The 16279-nt window shown below is 43.1% G+C and carries 13 protein-coding genes; all 13 read right to left on the bottom strand.

Going from position 1 to position 16279, the window contains the following annotated elements:
* Positions 1-81: 81 nt before the first annotated feature.
* Positions 82-1974 carry a biosynthetic arginine decarboxylase gene (speA, locus tag HMPREF9140_RS04260; RefSeq protein ID WP_006952007.1) on the bottom strand — a complete coding sequence of 631 codons (1893 nt, stop codon included), beginning with the start codon at positions 1972-1974 and terminating at the stop codon, positions 82-84.
* Between the two features lie 18 nt (positions 1975-1992).
* Positions 1993-2565 carry a shikimate kinase gene (locus tag HMPREF9140_RS04255; RefSeq protein WP_006952006.1) on the bottom strand — a complete coding sequence of 191 codons (573 nt, stop codon included), beginning with the start codon at positions 2563-2565 and terminating at the stop codon, positions 1993-1995.
* A gap of 20 nt (positions 2566-2585) precedes the next feature.
* On the bottom strand, positions 2586-4937 hold the full coding sequence (gene topA, locus HMPREF9140_RS04250; protein WP_018572256.1) for a type I DNA topoisomerase: 2352 nt from the start codon (positions 4935-4937) through the stop codon (positions 2586-2588).
* Positions 4938-5256: 319 nt separating this feature from the next.
* The gene (purE, locus tag HMPREF9140_RS04245; RefSeq protein ID WP_006952003.1) at positions 5257-5763 is read right to left on the bottom strand and encodes a 5-(carboxyamino)imidazole ribonucleotide mutase; all 507 of its coding nucleotides are present in this window, start codon (positions 5761-5763) and stop codon (positions 5257-5259) included.
* Positions 5764-5776: 13 nt separating this feature from the next.
* Positions 5777-6394, bottom strand: coding sequence for a phosphatase PAP2 family protein (locus tag HMPREF9140_RS04240; RefSeq protein ID WP_006952002.1), 618 nt, complete (start codon positions 6392-6394; stop codon positions 5777-5779).
* A gap of 21 nt (positions 6395-6415) precedes the next feature.
* The gene (gene rpoN / locus HMPREF9140_RS04235) at positions 6416-7921 is read right to left on the bottom strand and encodes an RNA polymerase factor sigma-54 (RefSeq protein WP_006952001.1); all 1506 of its coding nucleotides are present in this window, start codon (positions 7919-7921) and stop codon (positions 6416-6418) included.
* Positions 7922-8014: 93 nt separating this feature from the next.
* Positions 8015-9679 (bottom strand): AMP-binding protein, encoded by a 1665-nt coding sequence (locus HMPREF9140_RS04230; protein ID WP_006952000.1) that lies wholly within the window; start codon positions 9677-9679, stop codon positions 8015-8017.
* 278 nt (positions 9680-9957) lie between these two features.
* Positions 9958-10878: a hypothetical protein gene (locus HMPREF9140_RS04225; RefSeq protein ID WP_006951999.1), complete on the bottom strand. Its 921-nt coding sequence runs from the start codon at positions 10876-10878 to the stop codon at positions 9958-9960.
* A gap of 116 nt (positions 10879-10994) precedes the next feature.
* The gene (gene nadD, locus HMPREF9140_RS04220; protein ID WP_006951995.1) at positions 10995-11561 is read right to left on the bottom strand and encodes a nicotinate (nicotinamide) nucleotide adenylyltransferase; all 567 of its coding nucleotides are present in this window, start codon (positions 11559-11561) and stop codon (positions 10995-10997) included.
* Positions 11562-11572: 11 nt separating this feature from the next.
* Positions 11573-12148, bottom strand: a complete 576-nt coding sequence (gene gmk / locus HMPREF9140_RS04215) for a guanylate kinase (RefSeq protein ID WP_006951994.1) — start codon at positions 12146-12148, stop codon at positions 11573-11575.
* A gap of 2 nt (positions 12149-12150) precedes the next feature.
* Entirely contained in the window at positions 12151-13029 is an 879-nt protein-coding gene (locus HMPREF9140_RS04210) for a YicC/YloC family endoribonuclease (RefSeq protein WP_006951993.1), read from the bottom strand.
* A gap of 814 nt (positions 13030-13843) precedes the next feature.
* Positions 13844-14440, bottom strand: a complete 597-nt coding sequence (locus HMPREF9140_RS04205; RefSeq protein ID WP_006951992.1) for a Crp/Fnr family transcriptional regulator — start codon at positions 14438-14440, stop codon at positions 13844-13846.
* Between the two features lie 43 nt (positions 14441-14483).
* Entirely contained in the window at positions 14484-16265 is a 1782-nt protein-coding gene (lepA, locus tag HMPREF9140_RS04200) for a translation elongation factor 4 (RefSeq protein WP_006951991.1), read from the bottom strand.
* Positions 16266-16279: the final 14 nt, after the last annotated feature.

The following is a 16279-nucleotide window of genomic DNA, read 5'->3' as shown; positions in this document are numbered from 1 at the left end:
TCTCTCTATTTCAATGACGATTTTGATAGGGATATTGTTACAAGCAAGATGTGTTTTAACTTTATTTTAGAATGTTGTATATTATTCGAGGTAGGTATATCCGTATAATCCGCTACGATAGTTGCTGAGGAATTCTTTTCCTTCTTCGAGTGATATTCTGCCCTGTTTGACGCTTTTTGTAACCCATATTTCTAGTTGGCGAACTAGTTTTTTGGGGTTATACTGTACGTATTCCAACACTTCTTCTACAGTTTCACCATCGAATATTTGATCTATGTGATAAGAACCATCTTTCACAGAAACATGTACTGCATTTGTGTCGCCGAAAAGATTATGCATGTCGCCGAGTATTTCCTGGTAGGCTCCGATGAGGAATACTCCGAGGTAATATGGTTCCGTGCGTTTTAGTGGATGTACGGGTAAGACGTGTCCAATACGATTACCGGTAACAAAGTTGGTTATTTTCCCGTCACTATCGCAGGTAATGTCTTGTAGGGTTGCATTTCTCGAAGGGCATTCGTTTAGTCTTTGGATTGGCATAACAGGAAACAGTTGGTCTATAGCCCAACTGTCGGGCAGAGATTGGAAGAGCGAGAAGTTACAGAAATATTTATCTGCTAATAGTTTATCGAGATTACGAAGCTCTTCTGGGACATGTTTCATGTTCTTTGCGATGTTATTGATTTCATGACAAACGCTCCAGTACATCGCTTCTATTTCGGCCCTAGTTTTAAGGTCTACCATTCCATGTGAGAAAAGTTCGAGTGCTTCTTCACGGATCTGTTCTGCATCGTGCCAATCTTCAAGCATGTTTCGTGAGTCAATATTGTCCCAAATATCGTATAGGTCACGTACTAATTGATGGTCGGATTCTTTTGCTTCAAATTCTTCAGGCATTTCGGGTAGAGAGGCTGTTTCCAACACGTCTATGATAAGCACTGAATGGTGTGCAGCTAAGCTTCTTCCGCTTTCGGTGATGATATTTGGATGTTCTATTTCACTTTTATTTGCAGCATCGACGAATGCATATACACAATCGTTCACATACTCCTGGATACTATAGTTTACAGAGCTTCCACTGTTTGATGAGCGTGTCCCGTCATAGTCGACTCCTAATCCACCACCACAATCAACGAAATCAACATTATATCCCATTTTTCGGAGATTGACATAATATTGTGCTGCTTCTGTAAGCGCAGTTTGAATGCGACGTATCTTGGTTATTTGTGAGCCAATATGGAAATGAATAAGTCGCAGACTATCGTGCAAACCTTTTTCGTCGAGAGTGGTCAAGGCTTGCAGAAGTTCTGAGGAGGTTAGTCCGAATTTCGAAGCATCACCTCCACTTTCAGCCCATTTACCCGAGCCACTTGAAGCGAGTTTGATTCTGATTCCGAGATTCGGCTTGACGTTGAGCTTTTTTGCAGCTTGCGCTATGATATCTATTTCGTTGAGCTTTTCAACGACAATAAAGATGCGTTTCCCCATCTTTTGGGCCAACAAAGCAAGCTCAATATAGCTTTGGTCTTTATATCCATTGCAGATTATTAGAGAATCGCTTTGACACTGCACAGCAATGACGGCGTGAAGTTCTGGCTTTGAACCGGCCTCCAATCCGAGGTTGAATTTGCGACCGTGCGAAATAATCTCCTCCACGACCGGTTGCATCTGGTTCACCTTTATGGGATAGATGATGAAGTTCTCACCTTTATAATCATACTTCTGTTTGGCCTTCTCAAAACAATATGATGTTTTTTCAATGCGACTGTCTAGAATGTCCGGGAAACGCAACAATACTGGAGGAGTTACGTCGCGGAGGATAAGTTCATCCATGATATCGCGGAGATCAATTTCAGTGTTGTTTTTGCATGGTGTGACATAGATATCACCTTTCGAATTGATTCCGAAATAGGATGTTCCCCAGCCGCTTATATTATATAGTTCTTTCGAATCTTCTATTGTCCATTTCTTCATTAGATACGAGTGTTTTATTTAATTGTCGTGTTTGTCGGCTTTACAGAAAAGCAAGCTATGTATCTGCTCAACCGAAGTTTGAATTTTTTCGTAGTTGTCCAATAGGCTTACGTCAAGAATGTACTGTGCCTTTTCATAGAAAGGTGTACGATTTGTGAGTTGTTCAACGATAAATTCTTTCATTTCTTGCTCGCTCTTATCTAAGATCAATGGTCTTATACTCTTACCCATTTTGAGATGTCTGAGAAGGACTTTAGGCTCAGCTTTCAGATAAACTGTTTTGCCCTGATTGTTGAGATAATCCATATTATCATAAAAGCAAGGTGTTCCACCACCGCATGAAACAACCACGTTCTCGAACTCTGCAACTTCGTGTAGCATATTGTGTTCTATGGTGCGAAATCCTTCTTCGCCTCGTTCGTCGAACAGTTGTTTGACAGTTTTTCGCATACGACTTTCGATATACCAATCTAAATCGTAGAATGCAAAACCTACCCGTTTTGCCAGTTCTATTCCTACAGTTGTTTTTCCGGAACCCATATAGCCGATGATGATTACTCTAGTTACTTCGGTTTCTGTGGCTTTTATCATGATGTTTGGAATATTTATGTTTATTGTTTCTTTCCTCTTCTTGGCTTAGGTTCGGGGGCATTCTTTACGATATCCACGCATTGTTCGTAGGTGAGTTCGGATGCTTTTTCATGAAAATTCTTTGGGATGCGATAGTTCTTACCGTTGTGTAAAATATATGGTCCATATTTGCCGTTCATCACCTCCATATTTTCATCTTCTTCGAATTTTTTGATGTGACGTTGAGCCTCCAGAGCACGTTTATTCTGGATTAAATGAATAGCTGTGTTTAGCGAAATTGTGAACGGGTCTTCTTCTTTAGGAATCGAAACATATTTTTTGTCGTGCAACACATAAGGACCGAAACGACCGGTTCCAATAATTATATCTGCTCCTTCAAACTGTCCAACTGTTCTGGGTAGTTTGAAAAGCTCGAGGGCTTCTTCTAATGTTATGGTTTCCATGCTTTTGCTTGAAGGAATTTGCGAAAAGCGGGGCTTTTCCTCGTCGTCAGCTGTGCCTATTTGAATAACAGGACCATAGCGACCTATTTTCACGAACACTGGTTTATTTGTTTTAGGATCTATTCCTAATTGACGCTCGCCTGCCTTATGTTCTGAACGGGTATTCATAACCGAATCAACTTCGGGTGCGAAGTTTTTATAGAAACTCAGCATTTCTTTATGCCATTCGGCCTTACCTTCAGAAATCTTATCGAAATCCTGCTCTATTTTCGCCGTGAAATTATAGTCCATAATATTTGGGAAGTGCCCGAGTAGGAAATCAGTTACGACTATTCCGATATCAGTGGGGATTAGTTTGCCTTTATCGGCCCCAGCCATTTCTGTTTTGATGCATGAATTGATTTGTGAATCTTGAAGCGTGTCTACAACATACTCCCGTTTCGTTCCTTCTTTATCGCCTTTCTGAACATATCCCCGTTGTTGAATTGTCGATATGGTAGGAGCATAGGTCGATGGGCGTCCGATTCCCAATTCTTCTAGCTTATGTACCAAGCTAGCTTCTGTGTATCGGTTTGGTCCCATTGAATGGCGTTCAGTCGAAACGATTTTGTGACGTTCTAGTTCTTCTCCTTCGTGCATCGAGGGTAGGATGTGCGATTCTTCTTCGTCCTGTTCGTCGTCGTCTTTCGATTCGCGATAGACTTTTAGGAATCCGTCGAAAACCATCGTTTCACCTACGACGATGAACTGCAAATCTTTTAGGGCGTTCTTCTCTGATTCGGGAGTTATGCTGATGCTAACGGTTGTTTTTTCAATCTGTGCGTCAACCATCTGCGATGCGGCTGTGCGTTTCCAAATCAAGTCATAGAGACGTTTTTCCTGATTGGTTCCTTCTATCGCGGTTGTTTTCATATAGGTGGGACGAATGGCTTCGTGTGCTTCCTGAGCACCTTTACTATTGGTATGATATTGTCGTACTTTACTATAATTCTCTCCATAGAGTCGGGTAATTTCTTCCTTGCTCGTGTTTATGGCTAAGCCTGAAAGATTCACACTATCTGTTCGCATATAGGTTATTCGACCGGCTTCGTAGAGGCGTTGGGCAACCATCATGGTTTGGGCTACGGTAAATCCCAGTTTACGAGCTGCTTCCTGTTGCAGGGTTGAGGTTGTGAATGGTGGAGCAGGGGTGCGTTTCAACGGTTTTTTGGTAATTGACGAAACGATGAAATGCCCGTTTTTGCATTGTTCCAAAAATGCCAATGCTTCTTCATTATTTGAGAAGCGTTTGTTCAGTTCTGCATGTATTTCACTCTTTGTACTATCTTGATTTTCAATTACGAACACTGCATTAACCCTGTAATATGCCTCTGATTTAAAGTTTTGTATTTCGCGCTCGCGTTCAACGATTAGTCTTACGGCTACGCTTTGCACACGACCTGCACTGAGGGCTGGTTTGACTTTACGCCATAGTACCGGCGAGAGTTTGAAACCTACCAAGCGATCGAGAACCCGGCGTGCTTGTTGTGCGTTGACAAGATTCATGTTTAGGTGGCGTGGGTGTTCGATGGCTTCGAGGATTGCAGGTTTGGTTATTTCGTGAAAGACTATACGATTTGTGTTTTTTTCGTCGAGTTCGAGTACTTCGCACAAATGCCAGCTTATGGCTTCTCCTTCGCGGTCTTCATCGGATGCGAGCCAGACTTTTTTTGCGGTTTTTGCATTTTTCTTCAGTTCGCTGACGACTTTTTTCTTTTCGTCAGGCACCTCGTAGTCGGGCATTAGGGTGTCGACATCTATGCTAAGTTCTTTTTTTTTCAAGTCGCGAATGTGTCCGTATGACGACATCACTTTATAATCTTTTCCCAGGAATTTTTCGATGGTTTTGGCTTTCGCCGGACTCTCGACAATCACTAAATTTTCTTGCATAACAATCAGTATAACATTTCTTAAGGGCGCAAAAGTAGCTAAACTTTCTACTTGCACTAATCTTTTCTAGAATTTTAATTGGGTGCCTGTTTATTATTATTACGGGTCATTGAAGTCTGTTCTTATATACTGGTTTTGGATAAGAGAACTTATGTTGGCTGTCAGTTTGGTAGTTCGAATGCTGTTTTTGGAAACCTCGGAACGCTGTGTTCCAGCAATTACGTTCATAAAATCATTCATTTCTTAGCAGTAAACTTGCATAACCTAAACCTTGCTTTTTCCGGAACGATGCATTTTGCAAACCCGACACCAATAAAGCTCAACATTTGAATTTATAGTCGCTTATTCCGGCAAGTTCCTTATTTGCTTGTTCTATTTTCAAACCGAGAGACGATTTCCAAATCTTCACCTTCTGGGTAATCTGTTCATCACCTAAAGATATCATCTCGGCAGCCAGTATGGCAGCATTTTGTGCACCGTTCACACCAACCGTGGCCACCGGAATTCCGGGTGGCATCTGAACAATCGATAGCAGAGAGTCCAAGCCGTCGAGCATTCCTTTTATTGGTACTCCGATAACCGGCAACGATGTAGATGCGGCTATCACTCCTGGCAGAGCAGCAGCCATTCCGGCACCGGCAATAATCACTTTAACTCCGCGGTGTTCGGCTTCGTGAGCGAATTGCTCCACAGCCTCTGGAGTACGGTGCGCAGAGAGAGCATTCATTTCGAACGGGATTTCTTGTTCTTCTAGCCATTTACAGGCTTTTTCCATCACGGGTAAGTCGCTTGTCGACCCCATGATTATACTAACTAAAGGTTTCATTGATATTGATATTTTAAATGAGAATAATCGTAATAAAAGAACTAACCAGTCCTAGTAATAAGCCGCATGTGACCTGTGTTTGACTGTGCTGACGTAAAATTATTCTGCTCGACCCAACCACTCCCGATACCACAATGGTTAGGCATAGCCACCAAATTGGATTAAAATTCAGCAGTATCGAAAAAGCTAGTAAGGAACCCACTACACCGCCGACAGCCGCCGTGTGAGTCGAAATTTTCCACCACACATTTATCACCGCACACAGAATTTGAATCACGAGGGCTACCATTAGAATCGAAGTAAGAAGATGGGGTAGGTGCAGTCTGTTCATTATATAGAAACACGTCAGATAACACATAATCGACATCACATAGGGCACCATTCGTCGTTCACGTTGTCCGAGTTGAATGAGAGTCCAGCCATGGTATGTCCTATAAATATGGATGAGAAGTGTAGGAATGAGAACCGTAAAAAGGTAAACCATCAAAACGAGCGACAGTTTGGTTTGCCACGGAAACATATTCAGATAACTGAATATAAAAACAGCAATCACACCCATAACTGGTAAGTAAAAAGGTGTGATAAGCATACTAGCCACTCGGGCTGCGAGAATGATATTCTTTTCGGTCATTATTTCTTTATGATGGCTTTTTTAACGGCGTAGTCTAGCAATAGGCAATCCGAGTTGTTCACGATATTTGGCTACTGTTCTACGGGCAATTGGAAAACCTTTTTGTTTCATGATTTTTGCTAGTGCTTCGTCGCTTAGCGGATTGCTTTTATCTTCTAGGGTAATTACTTCTTTGAGCGTCATCTTAATTTTACGAGTCGACATTTCCTCGCCTTCGTCGGTTGTATAGCTGTCGGTAAAGAAAAATCTAAGCGGAAAAGTTCCCCAGCGTGTTTGAGCATATTTGATATTGCTCACTCGCGAAATGGTTGATATATCAAGCCCAGTAATATCAGCAATATCTTTCAAAATCATAGGTTTGAGATCGGCCTCATCACCATCCTGGAAAAATTTTCGCTGAATTTCGATGATGGCCTGCATAGTTATACGAAGTGTTTCGCGACGTTGCTTTACTGCATCGATAAATCCTTGTGCCTTATCGACCTTTTCCTTTATATAGAGCAATGCCTCCTTCGCCTGCCGACTCATACTTTGCTTGTTATCGCGATAAGCTGTAAGCATCTCGGCAAAAGCTGTCGACACATGTAATTCAGGCAGATTTCCATTATTGAGTGTGAATGTTATGTTACCGTTGTCGTCGGTCTCAACAATGAAGTCGGGAGTTATTTGCTGAACATTACGTCCCTGCGTTTCGCCCATCGATGAGCCCGGCTTCGGATTCAGTTTTCTGATTTCGGTTTCTAGCCGGGCTGTTCCATCGTTAGAGAGTCCGAGGAGAGAGCCTATCTTATCCCAACGTTTCCTTGTGAACAGTTCGAAATACGATGAAATGGTGCGACGAATATTCTTATACATCTCATCATTCTCTTTCCATTCACCATTTTGCACTCTACGTTCAATTTGCAGCAGCAAACACTCCTGCAACGATCGTGCGCCGATTCCGGGAGGGTCGAACTCCTGAAGAATCTTCAACACGTTCTCAATTTCCTTCGGGGAAGCCTCGATACCGTGATATATTGCGAGTTCATCGCTTATGACATCAAGTTTCTTCCTGAGCAATCCGTCATCGTCAAGACTTCCTATTAGATATTCCATTATTTTTCTTTGATGGTTGGTTAGGCGGTGTTCGCCTATCTGTTCATTTAGTTTGTCTATGAATGAAGTGGTATCTCCGTACACAATTTCTTCATAATCCGCATTATTGTCGTGCTGCCTAGTGTCATAAACCGGTAAATCATCGTCCGACCGCATTCTCTCCAATGCCGTATCTAGTGCATCTTGCCTTTCTTCGCGTTCATGTTGTGTGTCGAAATCTTCGTGTTCTTCAGTTTCAAAATCTTGGGAGCCGTTTTTTTCATCTTCAATTCCAATTTCGAGAGCCGGATTGTCATCAAGTTCGGCATTCACATTTTCTTCGAGTTCGGTAAGTGGCATTTCCAGCAGTCTAACCACTTGTAATTGTTGTTGCGAGAGTCGTTGTAATTGCTGTTGTTTTTGCGTTTGAATCTGTATTTGTTCTTGTGTCATTCTAACCTTGAAAATTTGTTGGCAAAGTTACAAAAGAGCGAGGAGTTATCACTTTGATAACTCCTCGCTCTTTATATTCAGTTCGATGCCTAGTTACTTCTGATACAAATAACGTTTGATTGATTTTTTCGGAGTCTTTTCAAATTCTTCTTCCTGAATTCTGATAACGGAAATTTTAGAATAAATAGGCATTTCTTCATTGAGTTGTTGGCGGTTATGCTCCATAATCTCGCTAATGTCGCCGGTGTTAAGCCCAAGTATGTTAGCTTCGTCGTAGTCTGGATGAACAAGGGCAACGAGTTTCTCACCTTCCTGAATCACTAATCCTTCAGAGACTAGAGTGAGCGAATTTAGTTTGTCTTCAATTTCCTCAGGATAAATGTTCTGTCCGTTGCTACCAAGAAGCATATTCTTTGAACGACCTTTAATGAAAACATTACCGTCAGAATCCATAGTTGCGAGGTCACCGGTATGGAACCATCCATTACTGTCAATGGCTGTTTGGGTGGCTTCATCATTTTTGTAATATCCTAACAAAACATTAGGTCCTTTGGTGAGAATCTCACCCGGAGTGTTCTCGGGGTCGGTACTGTCTATACGAACTTCTTGATGTAATGCGGCTTGTCCACAAGAACCTGGAACGAAAGTTTTCCAATCGCGATAGCAAATTATTGGCGCGCATTCGGTGGCTCCATAACCCACGGTGAAAGGAAATTCTATTTGTTTTAGGAAATGTTCAACCTCACCATTCAAGGCTGCACCACCAATTATGATTTCGTAGAGATTACCTCCGAACGCTTCATAAACCTGTTCCTTAATCTTCTCGCGCACTTTTTTGTTGATTACGGGGGTGTTGAGGAGAATCTTCATTTTATTATTCTGAATTTTAGGGAATACTTTTTTTCGGATAATCTTCTCTATCACCAGTGGAACAGCAATCATTATGGCAGGCTTCACGTCTTGCAGAGCTTGTGCAATGATTGCCGGTGAAGGAATTCGGGTTAGATAGAAAATGTGCAAACCGCAGATGAACTCGAAAATAAATTCGAATGCCATTCCATACATGTGGGCCATGGGGAGAATACTGATAATATTGTCGCCTGGCTTTAGTTTGTCGCCCAATACGTTCATCGCAAAATCGGCATTACTCCACATTGCACGATAGGGAATCATAACCCCTTTCGAATGTCCAGTTGTGCCGCTGGTGTAGTTGATGAGCGCGAGTTCATCAGGATTTTTTTCGCGATAATAATGTACGTGTTCAGCTCGGAAATACTTAGGGTATTTTTGACCGAACATTTCGTTGAGATGTTCGCGTGTATAGGTGAGTTTTTCGGTTCGGCTAAGGATGAGTGATAGGTCAGGCAGATAAATAATTCCTTCAATATTCGGCATTTGAGCTGCATCGATTTGTGTACTTACAACATCGCCTGCGAAAAGCAGCTTCGCATCGGAATGATTAACGATATTATGTATTTGCTCAGCGGTGAATTCATGAAGAATCGGCACGGCAATAGCTCCATAAGTCAATATCGCAAGGAATGTTGCGGCCCACATCGAAGAGTTTCTCCCGCAAATGGCAATTTTGTCACCTTGTTTCACTCCACTAGCCTCGAACATAATATGTAATTTTTCGATCTTTCGTGCCACGTCATGATATTGTAGCGTTCTACCTTTATAATCCGTGAGAGCATCAAGATCCCAATGCTCTATAATGCTTCGTTCAATCAACTCATTAAAACTTGGGATATTTTCCATATTGTGAATTAAATTATCTACGCGCAAAGGTATTGATTTGTCTGCACAAATCAAAAAAAGATGTGCAACTATAAGCACCTTAACTCCATACTCTATAACAAGAAACGGAACTACACATCACGTGCAATTCCGCTCTCTAAATCTATTAACTCTTTAAAATTGTAGATTCAGTTTGTACTAATAATCAATCTTATTCCTTTTATTATCTTATGCTTTATGAAGAACTTCGAGTATAGTGTGGCGTGTCTTAAAAATCTCAGGTTTGCAATTATATCTTTTTATCTGTGACCGCTAAATGTCCCACTACCGAAAGAACGACTTGGACTGCTGCCGAACGTTCTACTTGGAGTGCTTAAAGAATTACTTCCTTGTGAGGGCGAGAACGAACGACTCGGAAGTTGAGACGACGAACGAGGTGTTTGTGAGGGTGAGAACGAACGATTTGGTTCGTTGAATGAACGACTTGGAGTTCCGTTTCCAAAGCTGCGACTACCTTCAAACGAATTATTACGCATTACTCCGGGATAACGTCCAACCGTGGTGCGTGTGGAACTTTCTCGTGAAGGGGCATATCCTCCTCCATAATAACGATTAGGTGTTGAGCCGAAAGAACGGGTACGATCATTCTGGAAATCTCGGCGTGGTGCACGAACTCCACTGAAACGGTATTCATCTCCATAGTATCCACGGTCGAATTGGTCGCGCATTCCGAAATCACGGCCTTGGCGTGGACTTACAAAATCACGCTCATAATACCAGCTTCTGCCACCATTCATTTGCCAACTGTGTCCACCTCGATAGACGGTGTAGAATCGTGGTTCGCCGAAGTAGAAATAATCGCGACGTGGATAGCGGGCATATATTCCGAAACTCCAATATCCTCTATTCATCCATACGGGACGATAGAAATATGAAGTATTTACAAATGCACGATATTGCCAGTCAAAAAGGATATAACTAAAATCAAGATTCCGATAAGTCCAATAGGCACCGTATAAATCATCGACCGTGTTCAGACTCATCAAATAATCCATGTTGATTTCATAGGCAGCCTCATATTGCTCTTCAGTTAGGTTGAGCTCGTAGGCCATTTTGTCTGTTAGAAACAATGCTTGAAGGCGTGCTTGCTGATAGCCCATTGCGTTGCTCGAGATTGAAAACGTTAGGAACGCAACGATTGTAAATATTAACTGTTTCATAATCGTTTGCTTTTTGCGTTGTTAGAAATTATGTTTGTGCGATGTAACGTTGGCAAAGGAAAGGTAAAAGGGAGGTCCTTCAGAAAGGTGATTCCCTAAGTGCCTTTGGGAATCACCTAAAGATAGAGATTTCTTACTTGTTGCAGAATGCAGGCTGGTATCATTTTGTCGATGGATTCACCTTGCTTGATTCGTCTGCGTATATCAGAACTGCTGATGTCCAGTAGTGGTGTTTGAAGAATTTGTTGTCCTGCTTTTAGTAGTTGTTTATCTAACGGATATCCTCGTCGCGGAAAGATTGCTATGGGATAATTTGCAAGGATATCGGCTGCATGAGACCAGCGATTAAAAGCCGCCCAGTTGTCGCCGCCAATCAAGAGTGTGAAATTTGTTTGTGGATAATCTTTTTTCAGTGATTGCAGTGTGTTCCATGTGTAAGATGGTTTGGGAAGATGGAATTCATAATCAGAAACTTTCAGCTTCGGGTAATTGGCAACGGCTTGCTTTCCGAGTTCGAGACGCTTGTCGTCGTCGAGTAGTTCTGCTTTTGTTTTGAATGGGTTTTGAGGTGTTACCATCAACCAAACTTCGTCTAACGAGCATTGTTCCAAGAATGTTTCGGCCAGGATGATATGGCCATTGTGGATTGGATTGAACGAGCCACCGAAGATGCCGATTTCCATAGAATTCTGCTTCAACGATTCAAGAAGTTAACCACTGTTTTATAGACTTTTTCTTGAGCTAACGTAAGTTCGTCGTTCACTATCACTGTGTCGAACCGGTCGGCAAAGGTCATTTCGTATTCTGCTTTTGCAATTCTACTTTGAATTGCTTCTGCAGAATCGGTTCCGCGCTGTTCAAGTCGGCGCCGGAGTTCGTTTACCGACGGCGGTTGAATGAATATGCTGAGTGCCCTGTTACCATAGAACTTCTTGATGTTACAACCGCCCTTAACGTCTACATCGAATATCACGTTCTGACCGGCCGACAATTGTCGCTCAACCTGCGTCTTCAATGTTCCATAGAAACGACCGGCATAAACCTCCTCGTATTCTATGAATTCATCAGACGCGATACGCTCCTTGAATTCTTCGGTAGAAAGGAAGATATATTCTACTCCATTCTTTTCATTGCCTCGTGGTTCGCGAGTTGTGCAACTCACCGAGAATGTTAGTTTGAGTTCCGGATGTTCAGCCATCAACCAACCAACGAGTGTACTCTTACCCGAACCTGATGGCGCCGAAAAAACAATCAATTTACCCTGCTGCATAATCACATTACGTTCAACACTTGTTCCTTGATTTGTTCAAGCTCGTCTTTCATCCGGATAACGATATTCTGCATCTCGGCCTGATTACTTTTTGCACCGGTCGTGTTTATTTCCCGACCCATTTCCTGGGCAATGAATCCGAGTTTTTTGCCCACTCCATGGGCTCCCTCCTGCATTGTTTCGCGGAAATATTTCAGATGATTCAGCAGACGTTGTTTTTCCTCGCTTATATCGAGCTTCTCGATATAGTATATAAGTTCCTGTTCCAAACGATTTCTGTCGTAATCAACACTAGTGAGTTGTTTTAATCCCTCTTCGATTCGCTCTTTTATTTTCTCGACGCGATGTTCTTCAAACGGTGCAATTGAAGCCAGCAGATTCTCGATATTATTAATCTTCTCATTGAACTTATTGAACAATGCTTCGCCCTCTTGTTTTCTGAAATCATTCAGCAGTCCGAGCGCTTCATCTATAGCCTGTTGAGCCATGTGCCATTCGTCTTCGTTGAGTTCTTCAATTTCGGGTTGTGTCATCACATCGGGCATTCTAACCAACAGTCCGAACCAATCTGCAGGTTCAGCGATACCCGTCTTAGCCGAAATCTCTTTAATCTGGTTATAATAATTTTCCACCAGTGCGGCATTTATTGGTGTAGCATCGTTCGCGACATCTTTCTCTACCCAGATATAAAAGTCGACCTTCCCCCGTTCGAGCTCTTTAGCCAGATGATGCCTAATTTCCATTTCTTTTTCTCGATATATTGGCGTGATACGCACAGAAAGGTCGAGCGCCTTACTGTTGAGCGATTTAATTTCTACGTGAATTTTCTTCTCCTTATAGGCCACGACAGATTTACCGTAGCCTGTCATCGATAATATCATGATTCGATTCCTTATTTTAGTTCACCGCAAAAGTACGAAAAACATAACGATATGTTTTCCACCCTCCAATCTCACGATTTGTTCGAATTGAACCGATTTATAAGACTTGGTCTAACAAATAAAACGGGCAGACTTTGTTTAGGTTACACCCCATATCGAAGGATGTGTGGGTTCGGTTTAAGAGTATCTCACGTTCGCCCTTTGGCGAAGCTTTGCCGCCGTTGGATTTAACTCGTCGCCTTTTGGCGAAACGTTCCCGCCGTTGGATTCGGCTCGTCGCCCTTTGGCGAAACGTTCCCGCCGTTGGATTTAACTCGTCGCCCTTTGGCGAAGCGTTCTCGCCATTGGATTTAGCTCGTCGCCCTTTGGCGAAGCGTTCTCGCCATTGGATTTAGCTCGTCGCCCTTTGGCGAAACGTTGCCGCCGTTGGATTTGATTCGTCGCCCTTTGGCGAAACGTTGCCGCCGTTGGATTTAACTCGTCGCCCTTTGGCGAAGCGTTCTCGCCGTTGGATTTAACTCGTCGCCCTTTGGCGAAGCGTTCTCGCCGTTGGAAATACCTATCGGGGTGCGGGTGCCTTTGTCGGACAGACACGGGGTCTGTCCCTACATGCGGCCTACCGGCCGAATTGGCATCCGTTGTTTATTACCCATTGGCTCCGCGGAGGCTTAAGCAGATTCTTAAACCGAACTCACGCAAGAGATGAGTATTAAGAAGTAGTTGAGGTTATAAAAAAATCGTCGTCAGGCTTTTGTTTATCCCAACGACGTGTAAGTCCGACAGTTAATAAATATAGAGTAGTACTTGAAATCGATTAGTCGAGCAACATTGCTGCGCGTACGCGACTCAGTGTTTCGGGTGTCATTTGCAGATAGCTGGCAATGTAGACCAGCGGCGCTCTCAGAATTACCTGCGGATTGAGTTTACACATACGTTTATACCTAGCCTGTGCAGTTTCAAATCTAACAAGGTCGGCGTGCACCTGCGATATAATCAAGCTCTCTTCCAATATTTTTCTATATAGAATCTGAATATTCACATTGTGGAGCGCCACCTGTTCGAGTTTCTGTTTGGGAATGGCGTAGACGATTGTGGGCTCAATAGCTTCGACCTGGAGTTTAGTGGGCTCTTCGCGAAACAAACTTTCAATACACATGAAGATTGTATGGTCTTCGCCAAGATGTTCGGTTATCTGCTTGCCGTTCTTGAAATAGAACTGTCTGATGAGCCCGCGCTCAATGTAGTATATGCTGTCGCACACCTGTCCTTCGTTTATAATCATTTGCCCTTTTGCATACTTCTGAGGAACGAGTATGCTCTCAAGCGCATCGAGCTCATCGTGAGTCATCGTGCTGTATTTTCTCGCCAGTTCGCGAGCAATATCTCTGGTGTCAATTGTAGGTCTCTTCATTGTTCTTCGATTTAAATTTTAACTATATAGCTTCTTATCTTCTTTAATCTAATTTGAGTACTGCCAGGAAGGCCTTTTGCGGCACTTGCACATTGCCGATTTGCTTCATTCTCTTCTTGCCTTTCTTTTGCTTCTCGAGCAATTTGCGTTTTCGGCTCACGTCGCCGCCGTAGCATTTTGCCGTTACGTCTTTTCTGACTTGTTTAACCGTCTCGCGCGCTATGATTTTTGCTCCGATTGCAGCCTGTATGGCTATGTCGAACTGTTGACGCGGGATAAGGTCTTTTAGTTTCTCACACATCCGTCTACCAAAGTTCACGGCATTGCTGTCGTGCGTAAGAGTCGACAAAGCATCAACCGGTTCGCCGTTCAGAAGGATGTCGAGCTTTGCGAGTTTCGATGGGCGGAAAGAGTCGATGTGATAATCGAACGATGCATAGCCTTTTGATATGCTCTTCAGCTTGTCATAGAAATCGATTACTATTTCTCCGAGTGGAATCATGAATATCAGTTCCAATCGATTTCCGCTAACATAGTTCTGACTAACCAGTTCGCCACGTTTGTCAAGACAGAGAGTCATAATCGGCCCGATATAATCGCTCAGTGTGATTATGGATGCTTTGATATAAGGCTCCTCAATATGTTCAATCATCGTGGGGTCGGGTAGCCCCGACGGGTTATGAACTTCCTTACTGTTCCCGAGCTTGTCGTACACCATGTAGCTCACGTTCGGCACAGTTGTAATCACGTCCATATTGAATTCCCGGTCGAGCCGCTCCTGTATTATCTCCATATGCAACAGCCCCAGAAATCCGCATCTGAAACCGAATCCCAGTGCCTGCGAACTTTCCGGTTGAAAGGTTAGTGATGCATCGTTGAGTTGCAGTTTTTCGAGCGATGCTCGCAAGTTTTCATAGTCGTTCGGGTCAATAGGGTAGACTCCGGCAAACACCATCGGCTTCACTACTTGGAAACCTTCGATGGCATTCGAACAAGGCTTGTTCACATGAGTTACCGTGTCGCCTACTTTCACCTCGGTTGCTGTTTTGATTCCCGAAATGATGTATCCCACTTCGCCGGTTGCGAGTTCTTTGGTTGGTTTCATCTCCATTTTCAAAACCCCAACCTCGTCGGCTGTATATTCCATTCCGGTTTGAACGAACTTCACTTTGTCACCTTTCCTGATGCAACCATTTTCAACCTTACAAAGGGTTATGATTCCGCGGAACGAGTTGAAAATCGAGTCGAATATCAGGGCCTGCAGTGGTTCAGCCGGACTTCCAGTCGGACAGGGAATGCGTCTAATAATTGCTTCGAGAATTTCCTTAACTCCTTCGCCCGTTTTTCCGCTGGCTCGGATAATCTCTTCGGTTTTACAACCTAATAACTCCACAATTTCGTCTTCCACCTCTTCAGGCATGGCGTTGGGCATGTCAATTTTGTTAATCACTGGAATTATTTCCAGGTTATGGTCGATAGCCATATAGAGGTTTGAAATTGTTTGTGCTTGCACGCCTTGTGTTGCGTCGACTACTAATAAAGCTCCTTCACATGCGGCAATGCTTCTCGATACTTCATACGAGAAATCGACATGTCCCGGTGTGTCGATGAGATTCAAAACATACTGTTCACCCTCGAGTACGTACTCCATTTGTATGGCGTGACTCTTGATGGTTATTCCTCTTTCGCGTTCGAGCTCCATGTCGTCTAGCATTTGTCCACCAGTTATCTGGATGGTATTGGTATACTCCAGGAGTCTGTCGGCCAGGGTTGATTTACCATGGTCGATATGGGCGATGATGCAGAAATTACGTATATGTTTCATGTATCTGACTCTGT

The organism is Prevotella micans F0438 (assembly GCF_000243035.1).
GTDB lineage: Bacteria > Bacteroidota > Bacteroidia > Bacteroidales > Bacteroidaceae > Prevotella > Prevotella micans.
This window is presented reverse-complemented; position numbering and strand designations above follow the sequence as displayed.